Origin of the sequence: Bacillus sp. NMCN1 (assembly GCF_002998085.1) — a bacterium.
Lineage (GTDB): Bacteria > Bacillota > Bacilli > Bacillales > Bacillaceae > Bacillus.
This window is the reverse complement of record NZ_PVQL01000001.1, coordinates 265,952-286,645: the sequence shown is the minus strand read 5'-3', so window position 1 is coordinate 286,645 and position 20,694 is coordinate 265,952. Positions and strand designations below refer to the sequence as shown.

The 20,694-nt window shown below is 40.1% G+C and carries 28 protein-coding genes, 1 tRNA gene, 1 pseudogene and 1 riboswitch; of the genes and pseudogenes, 11 read left to right on the top strand and 19 right to left on the bottom strand.

Annotated elements, in window-relative coordinates; translation table 11 throughout:
- The first annotated feature begins 9 nt into the window (after nucleotides 1–9).
- Nucleotides 10–258: a DUF2651 family protein gene (locus C6W21_RS01545; RefSeq protein ID WP_106049047.1), complete on the top strand. Its 249-nt coding sequence runs from the start codon at nucleotides 10–12 to the stop codon at nucleotides 256–258.
- A 40-nt stretch (nucleotides 259–298) separates the two neighbouring features.
- Here the strand turns inward: C6W21_RS01545 and C6W21_RS01540 are convergent, their stop codons facing one another.
- From C6W21_RS01540 to C6W21_RS01520, 5 genes are all read right to left on the bottom strand, one after another.
- On the bottom strand, nucleotides 299–1,120 hold the full coding sequence (locus C6W21_RS01540) for an SMI1/KNR4 family protein (RefSeq protein WP_411266021.1): 822 nt from the start codon (nucleotides 1,118–1,120) through the stop codon (nucleotides 299–301).
- Between the two features lie 146 nt (nucleotides 1,121–1,266).
- Nucleotides 1,267–1,443 carry a RapH phosphatase inhibitor gene (locus C6W21_RS01535; RefSeq protein WP_106049046.1) on the bottom strand — a complete coding sequence of 59 codons (177 nt, stop codon included), beginning with the start codon at nucleotides 1,441–1,443 and terminating at the stop codon, nucleotides 1,267–1,269.
- On the bottom strand, nucleotides 1,433–2,551 hold the full coding sequence (locus C6W21_RS01530) for a Rap family tetratricopeptide repeat protein (protein ID WP_106049045.1): 1,119 nt from the start codon (nucleotides 2,549–2,551) through the stop codon (nucleotides 1,433–1,435). Before C6W21_RS01530 ends, C6W21_RS01535 begins: the two co-directional genes overlap by 11 nt.
- A 205-nt stretch (nucleotides 2,552–2,756) precedes the next feature.
- Nucleotides 2,757–3,419 (bottom strand): type A chloramphenicol O-acetyltransferase, encoded by a 663-nt coding sequence (gene catA / locus C6W21_RS01525; protein ID WP_106049044.1) that lies wholly within the window; start codon nucleotides 3,417–3,419, stop codon nucleotides 2,757–2,759.
- A gap of 154 nt (nucleotides 3,420–3,573) precedes the next feature.
- The gene (locus C6W21_RS01520) at nucleotides 3,574–4,404 is read right to left on the bottom strand and encodes a sialate O-acetylesterase (RefSeq protein WP_106049043.1); all 831 of its coding nucleotides are present in this window, start codon (nucleotides 4,402–4,404) and stop codon (nucleotides 3,574–3,576) included.
- A gap of 269 nt (nucleotides 4,405–4,673) precedes the next feature.
- On the opposite strand from C6W21_RS01520, the gene C6W21_RS01515 reads away from it, so the two are divergent.
- On the top strand, nucleotides 4,674–4,967 hold the full coding sequence (locus C6W21_RS01515; protein WP_106049042.1) for a hypothetical protein: 294 nt from the start codon (nucleotides 4,674–4,676) through the stop codon (nucleotides 4,965–4,967).
- A gap of 121 nt (nucleotides 4,968–5,088) precedes the next feature.
- Here the strand turns inward: C6W21_RS01515 and C6W21_RS18930 are convergent, their stop codons facing one another.
- The 5 genes and pseudogenes from C6W21_RS18930 to C6W21_RS01495 form a co-directional block, all read right to left on the bottom strand.
- Nucleotides 5,089–5,265: a hypothetical protein gene (locus tag C6W21_RS18930; RefSeq protein WP_189318130.1), complete on the bottom strand. Its 177-nt coding sequence runs from the start codon at nucleotides 5,263–5,265 to the stop codon at nucleotides 5,089–5,091.
- 107 nt (nucleotides 5,266–5,372) lie between these two features.
- A pseudogene (locus tag C6W21_RS01510) lies at nucleotides 5,373–5,622 on the bottom strand (peptidoglycan-binding domain-containing protein); the annotation flags it as partial.
- Between the two features lie 146 nt (nucleotides 5,623–5,768).
- Nucleotides 5,769–5,841: transfer RNA gene (locus C6W21_RS01505), tRNA-Val, on the bottom strand.
- Between the two features lie 128 nt (nucleotides 5,842–5,969).
- Nucleotides 5,970–7,148 carry a cystathionine beta-lyase gene (gene metC / locus C6W21_RS01500; protein WP_106049041.1) on the bottom strand — a complete coding sequence of 393 codons (1,179 nt, stop codon included), beginning with the start codon at nucleotides 7,146–7,148 and terminating at the stop codon, nucleotides 5,970–5,972.
- Nucleotides 7,145–8,263, bottom strand: coding sequence for a methionine biosynthesis PLP-dependent protein (locus C6W21_RS01495; RefSeq protein WP_106049040.1), 1,119 nt, complete (start codon nucleotides 8,261–8,263; stop codon nucleotides 7,145–7,147). The genes metC and C6W21_RS01495 overlap by 4 nt, the downstream gene beginning before the upstream one ends.
- Before the next feature lie 78 nt (nucleotides 8,264–8,341).
- Nucleotides 8,342–8,463, bottom strand: a riboswitch (SAM riboswitch).
- A gap of 221 nt (nucleotides 8,464–8,684) precedes the next feature.
- Here C6W21_RS01495 and C6W21_RS01490 point away from each other — a divergent pair.
- The 3 genes from C6W21_RS01490 to C6W21_RS01480 are packed head-to-tail and all read left to right on the top strand — an operon-like array spanning nucleotide 8,685 to nucleotide 10,434.
- Nucleotides 8,685–9,425 (top strand): alpha/beta hydrolase, encoded by a 741-nt coding sequence (locus C6W21_RS01490; RefSeq protein WP_106049039.1) that lies wholly within the window; start codon nucleotides 8,685–8,687, stop codon nucleotides 9,423–9,425.
- A 52-nt stretch (nucleotides 9,426–9,477) separates the two neighbouring features.
- A complete protein-coding gene (locus tag C6W21_RS01485; RefSeq protein ID WP_106030372.1) occupies nucleotides 9,478–9,993 on the top strand; it encodes a YjcG family protein in 516 nt (171 codons plus the stop codon).
- Nucleotides 9,994–9,999: 6 nt separating this feature from the next.
- Nucleotides 10,000–10,434: a GNAT family N-acetyltransferase gene (locus tag C6W21_RS01480; protein WP_106049038.1), complete on the top strand. Its 435-nt coding sequence runs from the start codon at nucleotides 10,000–10,002 to the stop codon at nucleotides 10,432–10,434.
- A gap of 78 nt (nucleotides 10,435–10,512) precedes the next feature.
- Here the strand turns inward: C6W21_RS01480 and C6W21_RS01475 are convergent, their stop codons facing one another.
- Entirely contained in the window at nucleotides 10,513–10,770 is a 258-nt protein-coding gene (locus C6W21_RS01475; RefSeq protein ID WP_034663177.1) for a hypothetical protein, read from the bottom strand.
- Nucleotides 10,771–10,896: 126 nt separating this feature from the next.
- Between C6W21_RS01475 and C6W21_RS01470 the strand changes: the two genes are divergently transcribed.
- Nucleotides 10,897–13,209, top strand: a complete 2,313-nt coding sequence (locus C6W21_RS01470; RefSeq protein ID WP_106049037.1) for a UvrD-helicase domain-containing protein — start codon at nucleotides 10,897–10,899, stop codon at nucleotides 13,207–13,209.
- Nucleotides 13,210–13,225: 16 nt separating this feature from the next.
- On the opposite strand, the gene spoVIF is transcribed toward C6W21_RS01470, so the two are convergent.
- The 5 genes from spoVIF to C6W21_RS01450 form a co-directional block, all read right to left on the bottom strand.
- Nucleotides 13,226–13,483 carry a sporulation-specific transcription regulator SpoVIF gene (gene spoVIF, locus C6W21_RS01465; protein WP_003212292.1) on the bottom strand — a complete coding sequence of 86 codons (258 nt, stop codon included), beginning with the start codon at nucleotides 13,481–13,483 and terminating at the stop codon, nucleotides 13,226–13,228.
- A 138-nt stretch (nucleotides 13,484–13,621) separates the two neighbouring features.
- The gene (locus C6W21_RS01460) at nucleotides 13,622–13,759 is read right to left on the bottom strand and encodes a YjcZ family sporulation protein (protein ID WP_003212017.1); all 138 of its coding nucleotides are present in this window, start codon (nucleotides 13,757–13,759) and stop codon (nucleotides 13,622–13,624) included.
- Between the two features lie 84 nt (nucleotides 13,760–13,843).
- Complete coding sequence (locus C6W21_RS01455) at nucleotides 13,844–14,065, bottom strand: hypothetical protein (RefSeq protein WP_106049036.1); 222 nt, start codon at nucleotides 14,063–14,065, stop codon at nucleotides 13,844–13,846.
- Nucleotides 14,066–14,151: 86 nt separating this feature from the next.
- Nucleotides 14,152–14,280 (bottom strand): hypothetical protein, encoded by a 129-nt coding sequence (locus C6W21_RS19325; RefSeq protein WP_262982808.1) that lies wholly within the window; start codon nucleotides 14,278–14,280, stop codon nucleotides 14,152–14,154.
- Nucleotides 14,281–14,351: 71 nt separating this feature from the next.
- Complete coding sequence (locus C6W21_RS01450; RefSeq protein ID WP_034620057.1) at nucleotides 14,352–14,702, bottom strand: DUF1360 domain-containing protein; 351 nt, start codon at nucleotides 14,700–14,702, stop codon at nucleotides 14,352–14,354.
- A gap of 167 nt (nucleotides 14,703–14,869) precedes the next feature.
- On the opposite strand from C6W21_RS01450, the gene C6W21_RS01445 reads away from it, so the two are divergent.
- The 5 genes from C6W21_RS01445 (at nucleotide 14,870) to C6W21_RS01425 (ending at nucleotide 17,500) form a co-directional block, all read left to right on the top strand.
- A complete protein-coding gene (locus C6W21_RS01445; protein ID WP_223249506.1) occupies nucleotides 14,870–15,265 on the top strand; it encodes a spore coat protein in 396 nt (131 codons plus the stop codon).
- Between the two features lie 43 nt (nucleotides 15,266–15,308).
- Nucleotides 15,309–15,644 (top strand): spore coat protein, encoded by a 336-nt coding sequence (locus tag C6W21_RS01440; RefSeq protein WP_106049034.1) that lies wholly within the window; start codon nucleotides 15,309–15,311, stop codon nucleotides 15,642–15,644.
- Nucleotides 15,645–15,732: 88 nt separating this feature from the next.
- Nucleotides 15,733–16,212: a spore coat protein gene (locus C6W21_RS01435; RefSeq protein ID WP_106049033.1), complete on the top strand. Its 480-nt coding sequence runs from the start codon at nucleotides 15,733–15,735 to the stop codon at nucleotides 16,210–16,212.
- A 146-nt stretch (nucleotides 16,213–16,358) separates the two neighbouring features.
- A complete protein-coding gene (locus C6W21_RS01430; RefSeq protein ID WP_003211658.1) occupies nucleotides 16,359–16,850 on the top strand; it encodes a CotY/CotZ family spore coat protein in 492 nt (163 codons plus the stop codon).
- Between the two features lie 206 nt (nucleotides 16,851–17,056).
- On the top strand, nucleotides 17,057–17,500 hold the full coding sequence (locus tag C6W21_RS01425) for a CotY/CotZ family spore coat protein (RefSeq protein WP_106041592.1): 444 nt from the start codon (nucleotides 17,057–17,059) through the stop codon (nucleotides 17,498–17,500).
- 118 nt (nucleotides 17,501–17,618) lie between these two features.
- On the opposite strand, the gene C6W21_RS01420 is transcribed toward C6W21_RS01425, so the two are convergent.
- The 3 genes from C6W21_RS01420 to fabI all read right to left on the bottom strand — a co-directional run bounded on the left by C6W21_RS01420 (nucleotide 17,619) and on the right by fabI (nucleotide 20,661).
- Nucleotides 17,619–18,970 (bottom strand): IS1182 family transposase gene (locus tag C6W21_RS01420; RefSeq protein ID WP_106049032.1). Its coding sequence is split into 2 segments (ribosomal slippage): nucleotides 17,619–18,763 and nucleotides 18,763–18,970, totalling 1,353 coding nucleotides; the frame shifts between segments, so codons are not numbered across the junction.
- A gap of 131 nt (nucleotides 18,971–19,101) precedes the next feature.
- Complete coding sequence (locus C6W21_RS01415) at nucleotides 19,102–19,770, bottom strand: CotO family spore coat protein (RefSeq protein ID WP_106049031.1); 669 nt, start codon at nucleotides 19,768–19,770, stop codon at nucleotides 19,102–19,104.
- A 114-nt stretch (nucleotides 19,771–19,884) separates the two neighbouring features.
- Nucleotides 19,885–20,661: an enoyl-ACP reductase FabI gene (gene fabI / locus C6W21_RS01410; protein WP_003211867.1), complete on the bottom strand. Its 777-nt coding sequence runs from the start codon at nucleotides 20,659–20,661 to the stop codon at nucleotides 19,885–19,887.
- Nucleotides 20,662–20,694: the final 33 nt, after the last annotated feature.

Genomic DNA, 20,694 nt, shown 5'->3' with positions numbered 1-20,694 from the left:
AGAATTGATATGACTCATTTAGAATTCGTATTCGGCTTGCTTCCAGTAAGTATAATCATTATTTCATTTATCGTCACATTGTTTGTACAAAAGGTTTATTTCATGCCAGTTGTGAGCTTTATCATTTTACTCATCCTGACATTTACACTTTTTAATGTCTCCTTCTTAGGGTGGGCAGTTGTTTACACTTTTGGCTCATTCATTGCTTCATATATAGCATTATTCATCATGAAAATTTTAAATAAAAAGAGGTCATAAACTACACAAAAAGCCCTTTTCAGGGGCTTTTCTTCTTTCACTATGGTTTTTTCACTGGACGAATGTCTTCTCCCAAAAAGATGGTATTAGGCTCTCCACTCTTTTCTAGAAACTCAGCAATTTCTTGCAGCTCTTGATTGATACGGTCATTCCTTGGCATATCCGGGTTTAACAGAAGGACGGAGTGAATCGTTGTCGCTGCTTCATACAAGACATGTTGATCTATTATCTGTTGGATGCATTGTTTCATACGATTGAAAAACCATTTGATCTCTTCTGTTTCTTCCATCGGATAATGTGCCATTTTGAAGAGAATCTGCTGACAAAGGTCCTGACTATCAAATATGTGTTCAAGCTCTTCTTTACTGACATAAAAATCTGAAGCTTCCTCCTCAATCTCTACTACTTCGACCATCGCATCTTCAGCTGTATATAATTTCTCAACAAAATCATCGAAAGTATCTACCAGCTTAAAATCTACATCCATCTCTAAATCAAAATAGTGAATAGGAGGATGTTCTTTCGTTTCTCGATAATCCATTGCGATCCATGTATCTTCTTCACCGCTGATGAAAATAAGTCCCTCAGGCAGATCCAATTCATCACTTAACTGAAGGCTGTTCATACTTCCATCACCTTTGGCAATTCCTCTTAGATGGTCAAATTGAACATGATCCTTTGCCCATGAATTTGCCCGTTCGGTTGGAAAAGCATTACAAACTGAAAAACCGCCATTCCATTCTTGAATGAGTTTTTTGTATGTATCAGGTAAAGTGACACCAAGTGTTTCCTCTGCTTCACGAATTTTTTCCTCATCTATCTTTTCTAACGTGAAAGAACTCTCTTCTTCTCCCAGAATAATTTCAAAGTGTATGCCGCTAGAACCTAATGTGATCAGTATATATCATTGATCACTGTACATGCACTTTAATTATTATTACAATCTGACAGCTATTAAATCCTTCCCCATAAAAAAAACAGACCCCTCCAGGTCTGTTTTCATTTCACCTATACGTTTTGAATTGTTGCATTTCGGTCGATCACAGTCGTGTTTCGATCGATTTTTTGTTGTTCTTCCATTGTTGTATTTCGAATCGACTTTGTTTCAATGGCCTGCAAAGTTTCTACTGCTGATACACTCAATAATACAATGCTTAATATGAAAAGTACCCTTTTAATAATCATATAGACATTCTCCTTTTTGAATATCATTTTGAGCCTTAAGAGCCTTTCTGTAATATTCGGCAGCTTTTTCAAAGTTCCCTTTTTTTTCATAAAACAACCCGACACTTTGAACAAATGCTTCCACATAGACATGTAGTTTCTTTTCTTCAAAAAGCGCCAACACTTCTTTAAACGCTTGTTCATCAGTATCCATATAAATCGCTTTTAATGCTTTAAATAACAACACACTTAGCGAATCATTTACCTTTAAGGAATACATAAGACCATCTTCAACTAACAGATCTGCTTCATCAGTTTGATTAGACTTGTACAGCGACCAACACAAACTAAATAGAGTGATTGGCTTTATGTCATTTTTTTCTGAGGATATTAAATCTAACACTTCTCTATAATGCTTTATTGCCTCTGTATATTTTGATTGCCTATCATATGTATTACCAATATTTAATAATGTTTTTGCTACTAAACGTTGATCGTTTGCGCCCACAGCAATTGAATAAGCAGTTTTTAAGTGTTGCAGCGACTTTTCATATCTTTTGAAATCATCATAATTTCCTGCAATGACAATTAGACTTTGAATTTGGCGAACTTTATACTGCTCATGTTCTTTATAAATATCTAGCGCCTTTATGATGTGATGCATAGAAACATGCGTTTGTTTCATAATATAGTAGGCTTCAGCCACCTTGAAATGAAACTCTGCTTGCTCAATATTATCGACAACCAATGCAAGCTGCCTTTCAGCGATCTTATAATATTGGATAGCCTGTATGTATTCTTTCTTACTAAATTCATGCATTCCTCTAAAAAAGGCATTGTAATATTGCAACATACCGGAAAGTTGATGATTTGAATTTTCGATTTTATCAACTAAGTCTGCAATGGATAAAGATCGCTGCTGTGAGGGTTTAATATAATCAAGCATAAGCTGATGACGAAAGCACATCAATTGATAATAAATCAGTAAATCCTGGTCTTCTTCCATTCGTTCAATTTCTTGTTCTACCTCAGCTTTCAAAATCTCTGCATCGGGTACACTGAATTGTCGAATCATTTTATACCATTCATTTATTTTCACACCTACATGTGAAGAAAGAACTTTCTCCATCCCTTATTCCCCTTCCATTAATTCCCCTTATATTACATTTATTATCACATGCAGGAATTTACAAAGCACCGAAAAGAAACCGCAAAAAGAACAATTGTTACATCAATAAACCTTTGGCACATTTCATTATCATTACAAAACAAAAAGGCAGACTCATTTCAGTCTGCCTTCATCTTCTAGGTTTCCATGGGAACACCTTTTGTCTTTAGAAAATATGCAATGAATCATTTAACCACTCTTCACAATGTTCAATAAGCCATCTCAAATATTCCACATATTGACCGACGTGATAGCCGTCACAAACAGCATGATGTACTTGAATGGCGACTGGTAGGATGATTTTTTCTTCTTTCATCTTAAATTGACCTAACGTAAATATTGGCAGTAAATAAGTTTCATCTGTAGATATATTAAGATGAAAAGAAGTGAAATCAATCCACGGTAGACTTGAAATATTGAACATGTTTTCTGGCATATGAGGTTTCGGAAATAGTTTGCTGCTTTCGCTAAATGTTTCAATGTCCGCTGCACAGCTTTTATAAAAAAGAGCAAAGTTTTCGTCATAAGGCGTCCAAATACTTGAAAATGTCTTCGTTTCTTTATTTAAAATCGTATAACTAGGATGGAGAAGCTCCCAGTAACCAAGTTCATCGTTCACTTGATCCATTCGAAACTCCGGTATTTTTTGCACAGCTCTTGCTAATAAATAAATTTGCACAGGATATACTTTTAGCTTTTTTTCTTTCAATATTGAATACAATGTCGTGATGTCTAGATCGATCAACAGGCTATATGAGCATTGGGTTAACGTCATATAATGATGAAAGTGCTCTTTTCGCGGGTAATTTTCGTCTATTTGTTTAAACATTTTTTATCTCCTCCTGAATGTGATTTCATGTATTCAGGAGGAGACTTTATCTGTTTTCACCACCACAATCATCCTTTCAAGAGATATGTCATGTTTCTGTCTATCAGTAATGTGAGTTTTAACGTTTTCATTCAAAGGCTACCATAAGCTTAACCTACGCTAAAGCCTCCAGCAACTCTTCGTAAGTAATCTTGCCCAACGTGAACTTTTCTAGTGCTATGTATTTTTTCTCCGCTGAGGTATTCATTCTATTATGACATTCATTGACTAACTCATTTTCATTTGGTAATGGCTCATGTATATGTTCTTTTTTTCGAAATGCTTCATAGTATCTTATACCAAATATTCTCTGAGACATCGCATTGATGTGAATTCCGTCTGGGTTAGATGCAAGGCCTTTCGCAGTAACATAATAACAATTTTCATTATGATGTGCATATTTTTGTAGTTCCTGATTAATCAATTGATATTCCACACACCCTGCGCCAAATGCCACCTGTCCCAAGTAATCACCCAAACCTCCTATCAAAAGCGGAATGTTAGGTGCAGATAATTCAGTTCTTAGTTCATTAAATAATCTTAGTATTTTTTCATAGTATGCTTTGTATTTCCCATCTTGGCTGTCACTTTCTCCTTGATGCCATAATACCCCGACCAATTCGCTATTTTCCTTTGCAAATTTAGCTTCATTTATTGCATGACGAAATAATGCTCCATCTAGCGACCACTCATCAATGGAACTGCCACCTTCTGCACATGGAATCAGACCAATCTTCTCTCCTTCATGATCCTTACACCAAGCCTCCGCAAAGGAAGCCGCTAGTCCTACACCAGCTACCGACCTATCAAAATGAATAGGTTCAGTCATCATTTGCCATCTACCATTTCGCAGCATCATGATTCTTTCATTATAAATCGGAGGCACTTCATGTTTAAAGCCGCGCCCCGCCATATTTGATTGTCCAATTAGTAAAAGTGACTTCATATCTTTCTCCCCTCCACTGAATATTTTATCAAATGTGTATTCTCCTGAACGTTATCAGTTTATCTTTCCTCTGTTATTTCTAGATTAGGGCTTCATTTAATTTATTCGAAAAGTGCATAAAGCTATTAATCTACAATTTTTAAAACTGAACTTGGAACAACCACCTATACCTCTAACAAAGAGACAGGTAATATTTCTGTTTCTAGTAAATAGCCGCAATTGAAGAACAAGTAAATAAGATTGCAAATAGCATTGTATTAGAAAATCAAATGAATAAAGTTAGTAATTCTCTTGAACAGTTAGCGAATAATAATTTCACAACACAAAAACAAAAGGGAAAATGGGCGTGGTCCAAATATGATCATTACCGTGTTACGGTAGAGGGAAAGGCAGCTGTAGGAGTAATTGCAGCAGCAATTTTAAACCGTATTCCTTATGTTGGCTGGATTGCTGCTACTGCTCAAGTAATGATCCAATTGAAAATGAAAACAGATTACTTCTCCGTACGTTGGGGAACACGTGCAGACACTGACATTTGTTACTATGAAGAAAGAGCCATTTGAAAATGTTCTCAGACAGTAAACGTAAAATAAAAAACTGGACGAAATAAGTTCTCCAGGAAAAGTGTATATGTGTGGAACTGGTTGAAAAAAATCGCCCCAGTCTAATGCACTAGGGCGTCTTTTATTGCTGTTTTTGTTCTTTTAGTTTTTTGAAAATCACAAATTGATATACTCCAAATAGTACGGTTAGGATGATGATTGCAGTAAATATTTGATCGACTGGAAGCAAGAAATATACGACAATAAAAGATAAAAGCAAAACAAAATAACCTATATTGAACGCTTTTTTAAATGTCATTATATTACCTCCTTTTTACAATCATATCACGTTTTATCTACCCTTATAACCAACTTTTCCCCAATTAAAACACAAAAAACCCATATCCAATAAAGGACAGGATTTACTTATTTCGATGCTTTTTGAAGAGCTACTTTTGTCTTCGGACCATAGATGCCTTCAGCGCTAAGCCCATGCATGAGCTGGAATCGTTTGACCGCATTTTCTGTTTTTGGTCCAAAGTAGCCGTCTTTCCCATTGTTTTTGACTCCCTTTTTCAGGATAAAAAAATACTTCAGCCAGTGCTCTCTGTAGGGCTTTTACTCTAACGCCCCTTGTCAATTCGGTCACTTTAACGATGCCAGATGGTAAGTTGAACACTTTAATCGTTTTAATCCTAAAAATACTGAGAAACAATCTGGTGGATAAAGTTCGTCCCAAATTCGTCCCAAATCAAAAGAAACAGAACAAATATTTGTTACCGAAAAAACAAAAAAACCCTTGCTACGCAAGGGTTACAAATATGATTCCGACTGGGCTCGAACCAGCGACCTCTACCCTGTCAAGGTAGCGCTCTCCCAGCTGAGCTACGGAATCGGGTTATGTATCAGTTCTGGGCTTTCTGTTACTGACAGTCTCTATTATATAACCATCCTGATTCGTCGTCAATGGTTTTATTCAAAAAAGGTCAAAAAGCCGGCGGCCGTGCCGGCTTTTTTTCTCCTTTATGATTGATTCACAAGGACGGGCTTTAGTTGATCGAGTGCTTGTTTGAAGTCGCGTTTGAGGTCTTCTCCGTTTTCGACTCCCACACTTAGTCGAAGCAGGCCATCTGTAATCCCTCTTTTTTCTCTTTCTTCTTTTGGCATAGCAGCATGTGACATTTTAGCTGGATATGACAGAATGGATTCGACGGCGCCGAGGCTGACGGCGAATACAGGTAATGTGACGGCATCTACTAATTCTTTGACAGCCGCTTGGTTTTCTAGTTCAAATGAGAGAACAGCTCCAGCTCCTTTTGCCTGCTTTCGCTGAATGTCTGCCCCTGGATGGTCATCTAAGCCTGGGTAGTATACTTTTTTCACCGCAGGATGTTCTTTGAGAAATGAAGCCAGTTCGAATGCCGTTTGGCTTGCTTTTTCTAATCTGACCTGAAGGGTTTTTAACCCTCTGAGCACGAGCCAGCAATCCTGCACGCCAAGGACTGCACCGAAGGAGTTTTGCAGCGAATAGAGTTCTTCTCCCAGCTTCTCGTCTTTCACTACAGCTAAGCCTGACAGTACATCACTGTGACCGCTCAAAAATTTCGTTGCGCTGTGCAGGACTACGTCAACGCCAAGGTCCAGCGGGCGCTGAAGAGCAGGTGTTAAAAACGTATTATCTAAAAAGGTCAGACAGTTATGCTCTTTCGCAAGCTGAACGACGCCCCCAATATCCGTAATACCTAGAGTCGGGTTTGACGGTGTTTCCATGTAAATGACCTTTGTATTCGATTGTATGCCTCTTTTGACTTCATTCAAATCGGTCATGTCCACAAAGGTATGCTCAATGCCAAATCGCGAAAGAACTTGGGTGATCATCCGGAAAGTTCCGCCATACACATCTCTTGTGACAAGGACGTGATCTCCCTTTGATAATAGAAGAAAAGCAGTGGAAATGGCTGCCATCCCTGATGCAAAAGCAAGCCCTCTTGTTCCTCCTTCTAGCGCCGCAATCGTATCCTCTAACGCTTGACGTGTAGGAGTTCCCGATCTTGAGTAGTCATATTGACCAAAATCATCAAAGCTGCTTTGATGAAAGGTGGATGCATGCTGAATCGGTACACTGACTGCACCTGTTGAACGATCTGTTTTAAACGCATTATGAACGAGTTGGGTTTCGAGTGTCCAATCGCGCTTGGTCATTTGGCGTGTACCTCCTCTTTCACTTGTGATAGTGCCTGTTTCAGGTCTGCTTTCAGGTCATCTACGTGCTCAATGCCAACGGAGAAACGGAGCAGTTTGTTACATACGCCATTTGCAATGCGAATCTCTTCTGGGATGTCCATGTGCGTTTGCGTCGCAGGATACGTAATGAAGCTTTCGATTCCGCCAAGACTTTCAGCAAAACAAATCGTTTTCAGCTGCTTCAAAAATGGATTGACCCAGTCCTCTTCGGCTACACGGAATGACAGCATTCCTCCCTTGCCTGGGTAAAGGACATCTTGAATTTCTGGCTGTTTCTTTAAAAACTCTGCGAGCTCCTTCGCATTTGCCTCGTGCTGGCGCATTCTAAGAGCAAGTGTTTTCATTCCTCTCATTAAAAGCCATGAGTCAAACGGAGATAGAACCGCTCCTATAGCATTTTGATGCTGGAACATGTCTTCAGAGAGCTTCTCTCCTTTTGTGACGACAAGCCCGGCAAGGACGTCATTGTGTCCGCCTAGATATTTGGTTGCGCTATGAATGACAATGTCGGCTCCAAGCGTAATCGGCTTTTGCATTACGGGTGTGTAAAAGGTGTTATCGACAATCACCAAAGCGCCATGTCCTTTTGCAATCTTTGCTATTTTTTGAATATCGGCTTCCTGCATCAATGGATTTGTTGGTGTCTCAATAAAGACCGCTTTTGTGTTTGGTGTGATTTTAGAGCGTAAACAGTCTTCGTCTGAAAAATCATCATAAAGAAAACGTAAGCCGTATTTTTTCCATTCGTTTTCAAACAAACGGTATGTACCGCCATATAGGTCTGATGAGACGATAAGCTCATCTCCGCTTTCAAATAGCGCCATGATCGTTTGGATCGCAGCCATTCCCGAACTGAAGGCAAAGCCGGCCGTCCCTTCTTCGAGTGAAGCAATTGCATCCTCTACAAGCTGTCTTGTTGGGTTTTTCGTTCGAATGTAATCAAATCCGGTTGATTCCCCTATGCCTCTATGTCTGTATGCTGTTGAAAGATAAACAGGGGGGCTGACCGTGCCAGTCGCCTCTTCGCTGCGGTTTCCAATTTGCGCTAATGTCGTTTCCACATGTTCTGTCATTTGACACCATCCTAAGTAAAAATCTGATTTCAAAACAGAAAACCCCTTCTTCATAAGAAGAAGGGGTTTAATCGCTTCCTCTTATCTTCCAAGCAAAAAAGATGCTTGCTGGATTTAGCACCTTGGTACATCACATGAAGTGATGCATACCGGTTGCTGAGGTTTCAAAGGGCCAGTCCCTCCACCTCTCACGATAAGAATGTATTGTCTGTCTGTTCTAATTCTTAATACTGTAACCCATTAAATCTCATTTTTCAAGAGGAATCGGAACAATTAATTGAAATTTTCTGTATTTTATAACAGATACGATGTCAACTGAATGGATTGCATGTTAGCATATAGGAACAACGCTGTTTTTCATGTTACAATGAATGGAAACGTTTCACTTTGTGATGAAATTGGTTAGCTGGAGGAATGGATTATGGTGAAGAAAACAGGCATTATTCAAGAAGAAACCTTACATTCAAAAGAACTTGGGGTGGATATGACCCTTTTGATCTATTTGCCAGTCAATTACTCCCCCCTTTATACATATCATGTCATCATTGCCCAGGATGGTCATGATTATTTCCGCCTAGGAAAAATAGGCAGACAGGCGGAAGAATTGATGCAAAACAAAGAAATGGAACGCTCGATTATCATCGGTGTCCCTTATGAAAATGTCACGGAAAGACGGAATACGTATCATCCAGATGGCACAAAGTTTGAAGCGTATAAACGCTTTTTAGCAAATGAACTTGTCCCTTATATTGATACGCACTATCCAACCTATCAAATTGGCTCAGGACGCACGTTTATTGGTGATTCGCTAGGTGCTACGATTTCCCTTATGACAGCGATTGATTATCCTTCTTTATTTGGCGGACTGATTTTGCAGTCTCCTTACGTTGATGATTCTGTCCTAGAAGCCGTTAAACAGTCGAAAGCCCTTTCTCATTATGCCATTATCCATCAAATTGGACTGGAGGAAACGGCTGTGAAAACGACAGATGGCCAAGTGCTTGATTTTATTCAGCCGAACGAAGATTTAAAGGCGCTACTTGAACAGTCAGGTGCGGATTATTTATTTGAGACATTCGAAGGGGATCATAAATGGACGTTTTGGCAGCCGCTCATTGCGCCTTCGTTAAAAAGAATGCTACCATATTCGTTAATCAACTGAATTTTGTTATAATAAACAATAATAAATACTTTCTTAATCAGGAGGGAACACGATGAAATACGGAGTTGTTATATTTCCATCAAAAAAATTGCAAGATATTGCGAACTCTTATCGGAAGCGTTATGATCCGAACTATGCACTTATACCGCCTCATTTAACATTAAGAACACCTTTTGAATTAACGGATCTAGAAGCGGCTGAGGTCGTCTCAACGTTAAGAGAGTATGCAAAAAATGTTTCTCCTATTACGTTACGTATTAAAAAATTCAGTTCATTCGCTCCTGTAAACAACGTCATTTATATGAAAGTAGAACCGAACGAGGAAATCATGGCGCTCAATGAAAGATTGTACGCAGATCCACTTGCTGGCACACCTGAATATGCCTTTGTTCCGCATGTGACAGTGGCTCAAAAACTATCAGATGATGAGCATTCAGACGTTCTTGGCACATTAAAGCTGAGAAAGATTGACCATGAAGAAACCGTGGATCGCTTCCACCTTTTATATCAATTAGAGAACGGATCTTGGACCGTCTATGAAACATTTATTTTAGGAGAAGAGGGTTAAGGACATTTGAAAACAGTCATCGCAACAGCACAAACACAACGAGAAGATGCATATTACGTTCGAAAAGAAGTATTCGTAAAAGAACAAGAAGTTCCATTAGAGATTGAAATAGATGAACTAGAGGACGAGGCCATTCATTTTGTCATTTATAATGATGAAATGAAGCCTCAAGCAGCCGCTAGACTGCGGATCATTGAAGGACCAAAGGCAAAGCTGGAACGAATTTGTGTGTTAAAAGAGGCACGCTCTTTCGGCCTTGGCCACAAGCTATTAGAAGCGCTAGAAGCTGAAGCCTTTGCTAATGGAGCGAAGGAAGCGGTTATGCACGCACAAGTCCAAGCTCTTCCTTTCTACGAAAAAAAAGGCTACAAAGCCGTATCTGAACCGTTTGAAGAAGCGGGGATCACACATGTCAAAATGACAAAAATACTGTCTGTTTGACCAAAAGAAAAGCCAGAGCATCCATGATGCCCTGGCTTTTCTTTATCATCGTTCGTCAAGGGAAGAAAGCGCAATCATTTATATATACGCATTAATATGAACGCCCTTGCCTTCCTCCATAAACATATCTCGTACAAAGCGTTCCCGCTTTTTTTGCTGTACTTTCGTTTCCGCTTCTGTCACTAAGTCCTCTTTTTTCTCCAGCTCTCTGTATACCTTGTCATGAAAGGTGCGAGTAACCTTTGTTACTTTCGCGTAGTCTTCTTTATCCTGAGGAGCTGGACGATTGATATATTGAAAATACAGATCCGGCTGAATCGGGGCTATATATCCCATCAAGAACGCCTCCTTTGCTTCTCTTCTACTCTACTATTCCCTAATTATGACTGTTTGAAACACGCCTCATTTGATATGATTAGATGTGTTTCTTTTTAAGATTGATTGACTATTGGAGGACTAGCTTTGAAATGCGCACGACGACATGATCGAACGATCTCATTACATACGTATTCGAGAGAACATTATCAATTCCTCCATGACGAGGGAAAAAAAGGGCACCTATCCTGCCCATATTGCGGACAACCAGTCTTTTTCAGATTAAATATACATGAGGAACCTGCCTTTCTTCACAAACATATGTCTCAGCAAGAGATGTGTGAACAAGCAGAAGAACAAGAAGATCAGAAAAAAAACGCAGAGCGAGAGGAAAGGGCTTCCTATAAAGAACTTGGAGGCTTCCGTTTTCCAACAGGCAAACAGATCATCTCACAAACGAATGAATCATATGACTGGCAGGAACCAAGGTCGATTCAATTTAGCGATGCGTTACATTTAGAAGAGAATGAACAAGCACATACCATCGATCTCTTTCCGCATATCACCTTTAGCACGCCGCAGCTTCAAGCTGTCACACATAAAGACGGTCCAATGCTTGTGCTGGCTGGCGCCGGCAGCGGGAAAACAAGAGTCTTGACGGCTAGAGCGGCTTATCTCATGTCACATCATCACATTCCCGCTCACCATATCTTACTCGTGACTTTCACCACAAAAGCCAGCAGTGAGATGAAAGAAAGACTGCGGAAGCAATACCAGCTTCACCCATCACAAGCAAGCCAAGTGGTGACAGGCACCTTCCACAGTCTTTTTTATAAAATGCTGCTTCACGATGACGCAAGCAAATGGAATGGCCAGCACCTGATTAAGTTTGACTGGCAGAAGGAACAGTACATTCGGAAAGCCATCATGAATGAAGGACTTGATGAAAAAGACTACCCTACCGATCAAGTACTGCAATCGATCGGCTATTGGAAAAATGCTTTTTTACCAGGCGAGCTTCCTGATTTGAAAGATGAAAAGGAAAAGCACATGTGGACGATCTATCAATCTTATGAACAGCAAAAACGAGACAATCAGCAATTTGACTTTGATGACATGGCGATTGCCTGCTTACATATGCTGTCGGAACAGCCTGAACTGCTGAAACGATATCAAGAACGATTCCAGTATATTTTAGTGGATGAATTTCAGGATATTAATCCAGTTCAATATCAATTGATTCAGCTGTTAGCCGGAGAATCTGAGCAGCTATTTTGTGTCGGTGATGATGATCAAGCCATTTACGCCTTTAGGGGCAGTAATCCTGCTTTCATTCTTGAATTCAAACGGGACTACCCTTCTGCTCATATTGTCCACTTACATGCCAATTACCGGTCTCACCATACGATTGTCGCAAGTGCAGATGCCATTATTAAGAAAAATCAGCATCGTTATGAGAAAACGTTAAAAGCCGTCCGTTCGGAGACAATCCCTCCTACGCTCTTTTATCCATATGACGAGGAAGAGGAAGCGACCATGATCGTGGCAGATATTCAGGAGAAAATTAAAAACGGCGCAAAGCCGAATGATATCTGCGTGCTTTTTCGCACCAATACAGGAGGCCGCGCGATTTATGAGCGTCTTCATCAATCCGCGATTCCGTATGAAACGGAGGCTGGTGTCAAAGCCTTCTACAGCAGACGAATTGTTCGGGTTCTTCTCGCCTTCCTCTCTTTAAGTCAGGATGCCGATGATGTGGCTGCTATGAAACAGCTGCTGCCGGTTTTCTTTTTAAAGCAGCAGACCTTGAACACGATGAAGGCACTAACCATCACGGAAGATTGTTCAATGGTAGACGCACTCGGAAAACTAACAGATATTCAGCCGTTTCAACGGAAAAAGCTGCAATCCATTGTTCCTCTGTTCCGTACATTACGAACGTTAAAGCCGTCTGACGCTGTGGCGTTTATTGAACAAAAGATGGGACTTGGTGATTACTTAAAAAAACGAGTGAACGATACGAATGTGCTTGAAAAAGGGGCGGATGATGTACGAGATGTAAAAACCGCTGCCAAACGCTTTGAAACGATTGAAGCCTTTCTCGCACATGCCGAACATATGAAATCTGCCGAAAAGGAAAAAACAGACGAACCAGGTGTTCAGCTCATGACGATTCACCGTGCAAAGGGACTGGAATTCCAAACGGTGTACATCACTTGCGTGGTCGACGGAGCATTGCCTCATGATTTCTCACTTGATGAACTCAGAAACGGTGATGAAGAAGCCTTGGAAGAAGAGCGCCGTTTATTATACGTGGCCATGACAAGAGCTGAACAATCTCTTTATCTATCGGTTCCATCATTTAGACGAGGGAAAACCGCTCACCGCTCGCGTTTTTTATATCCCCTTCTAAAGAAAAATCGAGAATTATTCACAGAAAAACAACAGGCCCCCCTTTAAGCGGAGAGCCTGTTGTTTATTTTTTGTTGTTCATCATTTTAGCGATTGTATTGAAATCAAGCTTTTCTTTTCCACTTGTAATCGATTGAACGATTTTGTCTTCCATTTCTTTCGGTACACGTTTGTTCGCAAGCTGCGCTACTTTTTTAATGACGCCTCGAACCGTTGCTTCGTCTTTAAAGTTGGCATTTTGCAAAGAACCTGCAAGCTTAAAAACATCATTCATATTCACACCCGTTTTATTTTCCACGCTTTTAAAGAATTTATTATCCATTCATTTGCCTCCTCTTTGTGGAGTAATCACCTTACTATATGAAAATAGGCGAGATATGTGCCTATCCTAAAGCCTCGTTTGCCCAAAGAGAAAGGAAAGCAAAAGGCTCCCCAATTGCTTCCCTCACCTTCTTACTGTTTAGTTAAAGAAAGAAGCACCAACGATGATTAGAAGGATGAAAAGCACGACGACAAGAACAAATGTTGATCCATATCCGCCGCCATAACCTCCGCCGTAGCCGCCGCAAGAACCGCCACCGTAACCGTAACAACTCATATATAAGCACCTCCTTTTCTCCCTTACAAAATATGAAAAATACTACAAATGGTTTGGACGATCACATAAAAAAGTGCGGAATTTTTATTTCTGCTGTTTAAAGACGTAATCTGCCTCTCCATGACGTATCATGAATGCTTCTGTTTCTTTCGCAAAAGCATCCATCTTCTCGCCAAATGCCTTTAAGTGCTGCTCAAGATCCTTCGCTTTATCCGCTAGATCCATTTCACCCTTTTCGTGCGCTTGTTCTTTTCCATCATGAGGTTTAGTGAACAAGGAGCCGATTAATTGTTCGAATGCATCCATTCTGGTCACCCCTTCTCTCTTACATATGCATCACTCAAAAAAAGGGCAACAAAAAAACCGGATAAATCCGGCTTTTGTTTTCTCTTCTATTGAGGTTTCTTTTTGTTTCCACAGCCGCAGCCTGTTTTCTTGATTTTCTTCGTATAAACAGATTGTTGATTTGACTGCGCTGGATAACCTTGAAGCGTATGTGACGGCGTTTCAGTTGGTTTCATCGCAACCCTTCCTTTCCTATTCCATGATAGTATATGCATTTTTTAAAAGCGTGTCTGATCAGAATGCCTGTTTATTTCACCAGCTTTGAGACGATCGCTTCAATAATGCCTGCTGCTGCGGCAATCGCTAATAGTAAATTAAGCCACATGCTAATGACAGGAAATAATATGTATATCAGAAGTAAAGCAGCAGTGCACCACATGCCAGTACACCAATAACAGCTTAACAGCTCTCCTACCCAAGACCGCAGCCCTTTACCTTTAATGATGATATATGTCTCTACTTCACCTTGTTCATTGACCTCTTCCTGTTCTTCATGAAATAAACGGCGGAAAGGAGCAGTAATGGTATCAAACACAATCAGCCTCGTCAGTCTAAAGGATGCGAGGGCAAACACGACAAATGACAAAGCACCGCTCAGGAGCCTTCACCTCCTTTTTTATTCTTTTTCCGTCCTTTCTTTATATATGCAAGGAGAAAGACCGCCATGATGAATCGAGCGGAATTAAAATTGGGTTGTACTTTTTCACACTTTCCGATTCCACCTTGAGCCTCTGCTGCATTAAATAATGTATAGATAAGAAAGGAGTGAAAGTATTGTCTATTGAAGAAAGTGCTGATTTATTATACACACAACTGTTAAACGAATTAATCAGCAATTATGATGATTTCATTGAGATCAAAGATTCCGAAAATGTCACAATTCATAAAACAGATGTAACAGCCGCACTCTCCCTTCAAGCGACCGTAACGACAATCATTACTCTTTTAATTCAACTTCTTGTACCAGACGATGAATTGGCTGCAGACATCACAGATGAGCTTTTATCCACACAACAAGTGACAGTCCAAAAGAAAACTGTGATTCAAATCATCAACTGCTATAACATTACAATTACATTATCAGATGCATCCATTATGAGCTCCGTCCAAATTCTCACTCAAACATTGAATGTACTCTTAGTTGAAGCCGGCATTCTTTGACCCTTTCTTTTCTAACATGACGTATGAAAGAGGTGAAATCATCGTGGCTGAAGAGAACGAAAAAAAGGAGTTTCAAATCAATACTGATGTTGATCCATTAACGAGTCTTCTTGTAAGTGATGTTTTAAACAAAAACAATATCACCGATGATCAGAAAGCAAATATTACAGATGATCAAAGAAGAATGATTTTGAAATTAGTGGAGGACTTACAAAAGAAAGCAGATGACTTCGTACAGCAGCAGCAGGAGAAAAAAAGGCAGGCAGAGACAGCAAAACATGTGGAAGAAGTACAGCCTGAACCAAAAGTACGTCCAAAACGAAATTCACTTCGAGATCGCATTCAGCAGCGCCGTGATGCGCAGCGAAACAACGATTAAATAAAAATGGGTTGCGTGATAGGGTAAATGCCCGAGACAAAACCATGCATTCCAGCATTTAATAAAGTAAACGGAAGGAGGAATAGAAATGGATTCTAAACCATATTCTTGGGTCGCTCTAGATCGTAACTGTACACACCATGGCGATTACAACTATGAAAGAAAAGCAGTTTGTGACGGCCACTATTATAATGATGAAGATGTCTTACAAGAATTTGATCAAGTGAGTTTTACAAAGCAGACATCTGAGGAAGTCATTATCGTCAGAGACTCTTGTGACATTAACGTCTCTTCTGTTGATGCACAGGTTGCAGCATCTATCCAAGTAGCTGTTCAAACAGCGATCGTCACCATTACAAACATCTCAATCGCAGACGGTGATTTAGCAGACCGCGTCACACAGGATCTTTTACAAGCCGCTACTCACAAACAAACAAACCGTCAAAAACTTGTTATCGAAAATTCAAGAAACGTTACAGTATCGACAATCGATGCGGACATCTCGATCGCAATCCAAACACTTACACAAACACTTGTTGCGACAATCATTGCAATTGGTATCCTCTAATGTCCAAAAGCAGAGCGAAAAGCTCTGCTTTTCCTTTTATAAAAATACAACAAATATAAATAGTCATTTACCCACACCATCTAGAGGGCGCATACATATGTTGTTAAGGACTAAAGTCAAATACCTTGTTAAAGGAGCTGAAATCCATGAGCTGCGGAAAACACCATGGCCGACATGATGAAAACTGTGTATGCGATGCGGTTGATAAGATTTTAGCAGAGCAGGAAGCTGTAGAAGATAAATGTCCTACGAGCTGCTACAGTAATTTATTAAGCCCAACCGTTTCTGGAAAAGATACGATTCCGTTTTTACTTTTCGATAAAAAGGGCGGATTGTTCTCTACTTTCGGAAACATTGGAGGATTTGTTGACGATTGCCAATGCTTCGAATCCATTTTCTTCCGGGTTGAAAAATTACACGACTGCTGTGCTACGTTATCTGTATTAAGACCTGTTGATGTACACGGACATACGCTGAGCGTGTGTCACCCTTGTGACCCTGACTTCTTTGGTCTAGAAAAAACGGACTTTTGTATTGAGGTTGATCTAAACTGCTTCTGCGCAATCCAATGCTTAAACCCAGAGCTTGTCGACAGAGTCATGCCATCGAAAGATAAAAAGCATCATCACCACGGCTAAATCAACCGGCCAATGATCTCACTTGTCATGAGTCAAAGCATCCCCTTCCTCACGATAACAGTCAATCATGCGGAGCAGTCAGCATAAGAGCTGCCGCTTCCGCATTGATTGAAAGTAGAAGTATCAATCGGCAAAACAAAAAAGCTTGTAGATGATGACAGTGCTCAAACACTCAAACAAATTTCCCTAGTATAGGAGGGTTGAATATGAGCCGCAAACATTCATGGAGCTGTGTAGCAGAGGCTGTTGAAAACATTAACGACTTACAAAATGCCGTCGAAGAAGATTGCCCGACCAGCTGTTACAGCAATCTCCTTTCTCCATCCCATTCATTAGGTGACACTGTCCCGTTTGTTCTCTTTACATCCAAATCAAAACCATTCGTCGCATTCGGAAACGTCGGAGAAGTAGATGCAGGTCCTTGCTTCAGCACTGCATTTTTCAGAGTCGAACACATCTCTGATCACTGCGCAACACTCAGCTTGCTTATTGCATTTGACAAAGACCGTCATATTTTAGATTTTACAGATAAAGATTCCGTATGTGATGTGTTCCGATTAGAAAAATCGAAGTATTGCATTGAAGTAGATCTTGATTGCTTCTGCGCAATCGAGTGCTTAAATCCACGACTCATCAACCGTAACTGCTAACAAAAAAGTCCCTCTATGGGACTTCAGATTGTAGAGAAACTCATGTTTTTCTACAATCTTTTTTATTTTCATCGTAATGATGATGGATGAGATTTAATGAAAAAGGCCTCCCACACACCTAACCTAGCTTCGCTAGATGTGTGGCAATCTTCTTCATGTTCTGACAGGCAGCTGTGAGAAGAACTTGCTCACTCACGTTTTGTTTTCCCCTCAACCGGCAGTAGCGAAGCCCGTGCAGTTGTTTTGAATCTGCAAAGCTTCGCTCTATTTTTTCTTTTCTTTTTTTATATAGCTCTTTTCCAGAGACAGATAGACGATTTTGTCTGATCTTTTCTTTATGTTCTTCCCATATGTGTCTTGAGATGACTTTTTGATGATTTTTCGACCTTGTGCATCTTTCAAGGAAAGAACACGATGCACATTTTTTAGGATCTGATTTGTAGAATCGATAACCTTTTCGATCAGTTGTTGTATATAATAGCTTCTCACCATTTGGGCATATGTAATGATCATGTTCAGAATCATACTTGAATTTCCACTTCTCAAATAAACCTCTTGTTGGATGAAAGCGTCTATGTGCGATGACACCAAAAATACGGCGATCTGATAAACCTTTACAGATTGGGGTAGTCAAATAACCAGAATCAAGGGCAACAGCTTCTACTTGAAAACCAAATCGTGCGATTTGGTGATCCAACCGATCAAGATACGGAACAGAATCATGGACATTACCGGGCGTGATGTGGGCATCCGTGATGATATTGTACTTCATATCTGTTGTACGATGGTCCAGGTAGAAAAAGCCTTCCGGTTTGTTTTCACGATAAAGATAGCCACTTTCAGGGTCTGTCATACTTTGCCGAATGTCTTTTTCCGTTTTCACCTCCTCTTTTACCTTTAAGGGCTTTTTTCCGTGTGCCACCCGATCTTCTTGGATCGCTTCTTCTAAATCATTTATATAGTTCTGGGTATCTTGTTCAATCGTTTTTCTCGTATATTTATGTTTATTGGCATTGGCTTTAAGATGAGTTGAATCAGTAAAAAGAACGCGGCCTCCTACCATATCATGATTGATAGCTTGAAGCACAATCTCGTCGAAAATGTCTTGAAAAATCGTTGTATCTTTGAATCGAGTACGGCGATTCCAGCTAATGGTCGAGTGATGAGGAACGGGGTCATTGATGTTCAAACCTAAAAACCATCTATACGCCATGTTATAGTAAATTTCTTTTTCAAGTTGTCTTTCAGAACGGATACCGTAAGGTATCCGATAAACATCATTTTGAACAAAATAAGTGGATCAAGAGAAGGACGACCTTTATTCTCGCTATAATACGGTCTTACTTTATCTACGATAAATGAAAAATCAATGTACTGATCAATTTTACGAAGCAGGTGATCCTCTTCGACCAGTTGATCTAGCAATACAAATTCAGCTTCGTGCTGAGAAGAATTTCTAGTGTGGAACATGAGAAAAACACCTTCCTTTAGTGGGCTTTTCTCTATTATAAAATGAGGAGATGTAAATTTTAAGAAAAAAATAAAGCTGTCGAGATTTTCTCGACAGCCTGAAGTCCCTCTATGGGACTTTTTTTAATTCGTTAAAAGCCAAGCGGATGAATCGAGGAAATTTCATCTATTGCTAATTCAACTGGATTCCCCCCGCCCGCTGTTCGAATGACTACTGTATTTTCTTTTCGATCCATGATAATCCCTCTATATGTTTTACCATCAGCTTCAATCAGACAAAGGGCTCTTGGCATATTATGAGGCAGGCTCGTGAGAAAATCGACTTTTTCGTCAATACTCATCTGACTTAAAGGCTTTTTCACTCGTTTTCTTCTAGGTTCTTCTTTTGTTTCATGAAATACACCTTCTGGCGGCTTTTCCTCTTCTTGCTGGGGCTTTCTTTCTTGTATAAGCTCTGGTTCTTGTGTGATGTCTTGTTCTTGTGTGATGTCTTGTTCTTGTGTAAGCTCAGCTTCTTGCGTGATGTCTTGTTCTTGTGTAAGCTCAGCTTCTTGCGTGATGTCTTGTTCTTGCTGAAGTTCAGGCGGCTCGGCTTCTTTTTTCTTCTCAATTTCTTGAGCGACGGGTTCCTCGTGCGTACTTTCTTCGATCACGTCTTTTTCACTCGTATGACTTTCTGGCGGTTTTTCTGATTTCTTTCGCTTTCTCACGATATTTTGCATGGCCGGCATTGATTCATCATAGCTCGGCTGAACAATATACATAAGCGGCTTTTGGTTCTCATCACCTTTATTTGACATACTAATCCCTCCCGAATGATTCATTCCTTATATATATGAGCGAATGAATCAAATCAGAAGAAAAATAAAAAAACAGCATACCCATCTTCGGTATGCTGCAAATCATTTATTTGTTTAGCGGGCAATGATATGGAAGCCAGAATCAACATGCAGATTCTCACCTGTCATGCCGCGTGATAGATCACTGAATAAGAATAGAGCTGTATCGCCAACTTCTTCAGGAGTCGTTGTACGGCGAAGCGGTGCACGCTCTTCAATATCCTTCAGGATTGTATTAAAGCCGCTGATGCCTTTTGCAGACAGCGTACGAATTGGCCCAGCAGAAATACTGTTCACACGGATACCTTCTGCGCCTAAATCAGCTGCTAAGTATTTCACACTTGCTTCAAGTGCTGCTTTCGCTACACCCATTACGTTATAGTTAGATACCACACGCTCTCCGCCTAGGTATGTAAGCGTGACGATGCTTCCACCTTCTGTCATCAATGGACGTGCTGCTTTTGCTACAGCTGTTAATGAGTACGCACTAATGTTGTGCGCCAAAAGGAAACCTTCACGGTTCGTGTTTAAATATTCACCGACAAGCTCTTCCTTGTTTGCAAATGCAATCGCATGCGCAACGCCATGAATGACTTGTACTTTTTCTTTAATTGTCGCGAAACATTTTTCGATTTCTTCATCACTTGTCACGTCACATGGAAGAATGATTGAATCATCGCGCTCAAGTGTGCTTGCAAGTTCTTTTACAGATTCAGCAAGACGATCTCCAACATAAGTAAAAATCAAACGAGCTCCAGCTTCGTGAAGTGAGCGGGCAATTCCCCAAGCGATGCTTCGTTTATTGGCAACACCCATTACCACGATATTACGGCCTTCTAAAGAAAAGTTCATATGTAATAAAGCCTCCTATTTTTTCAAGACATA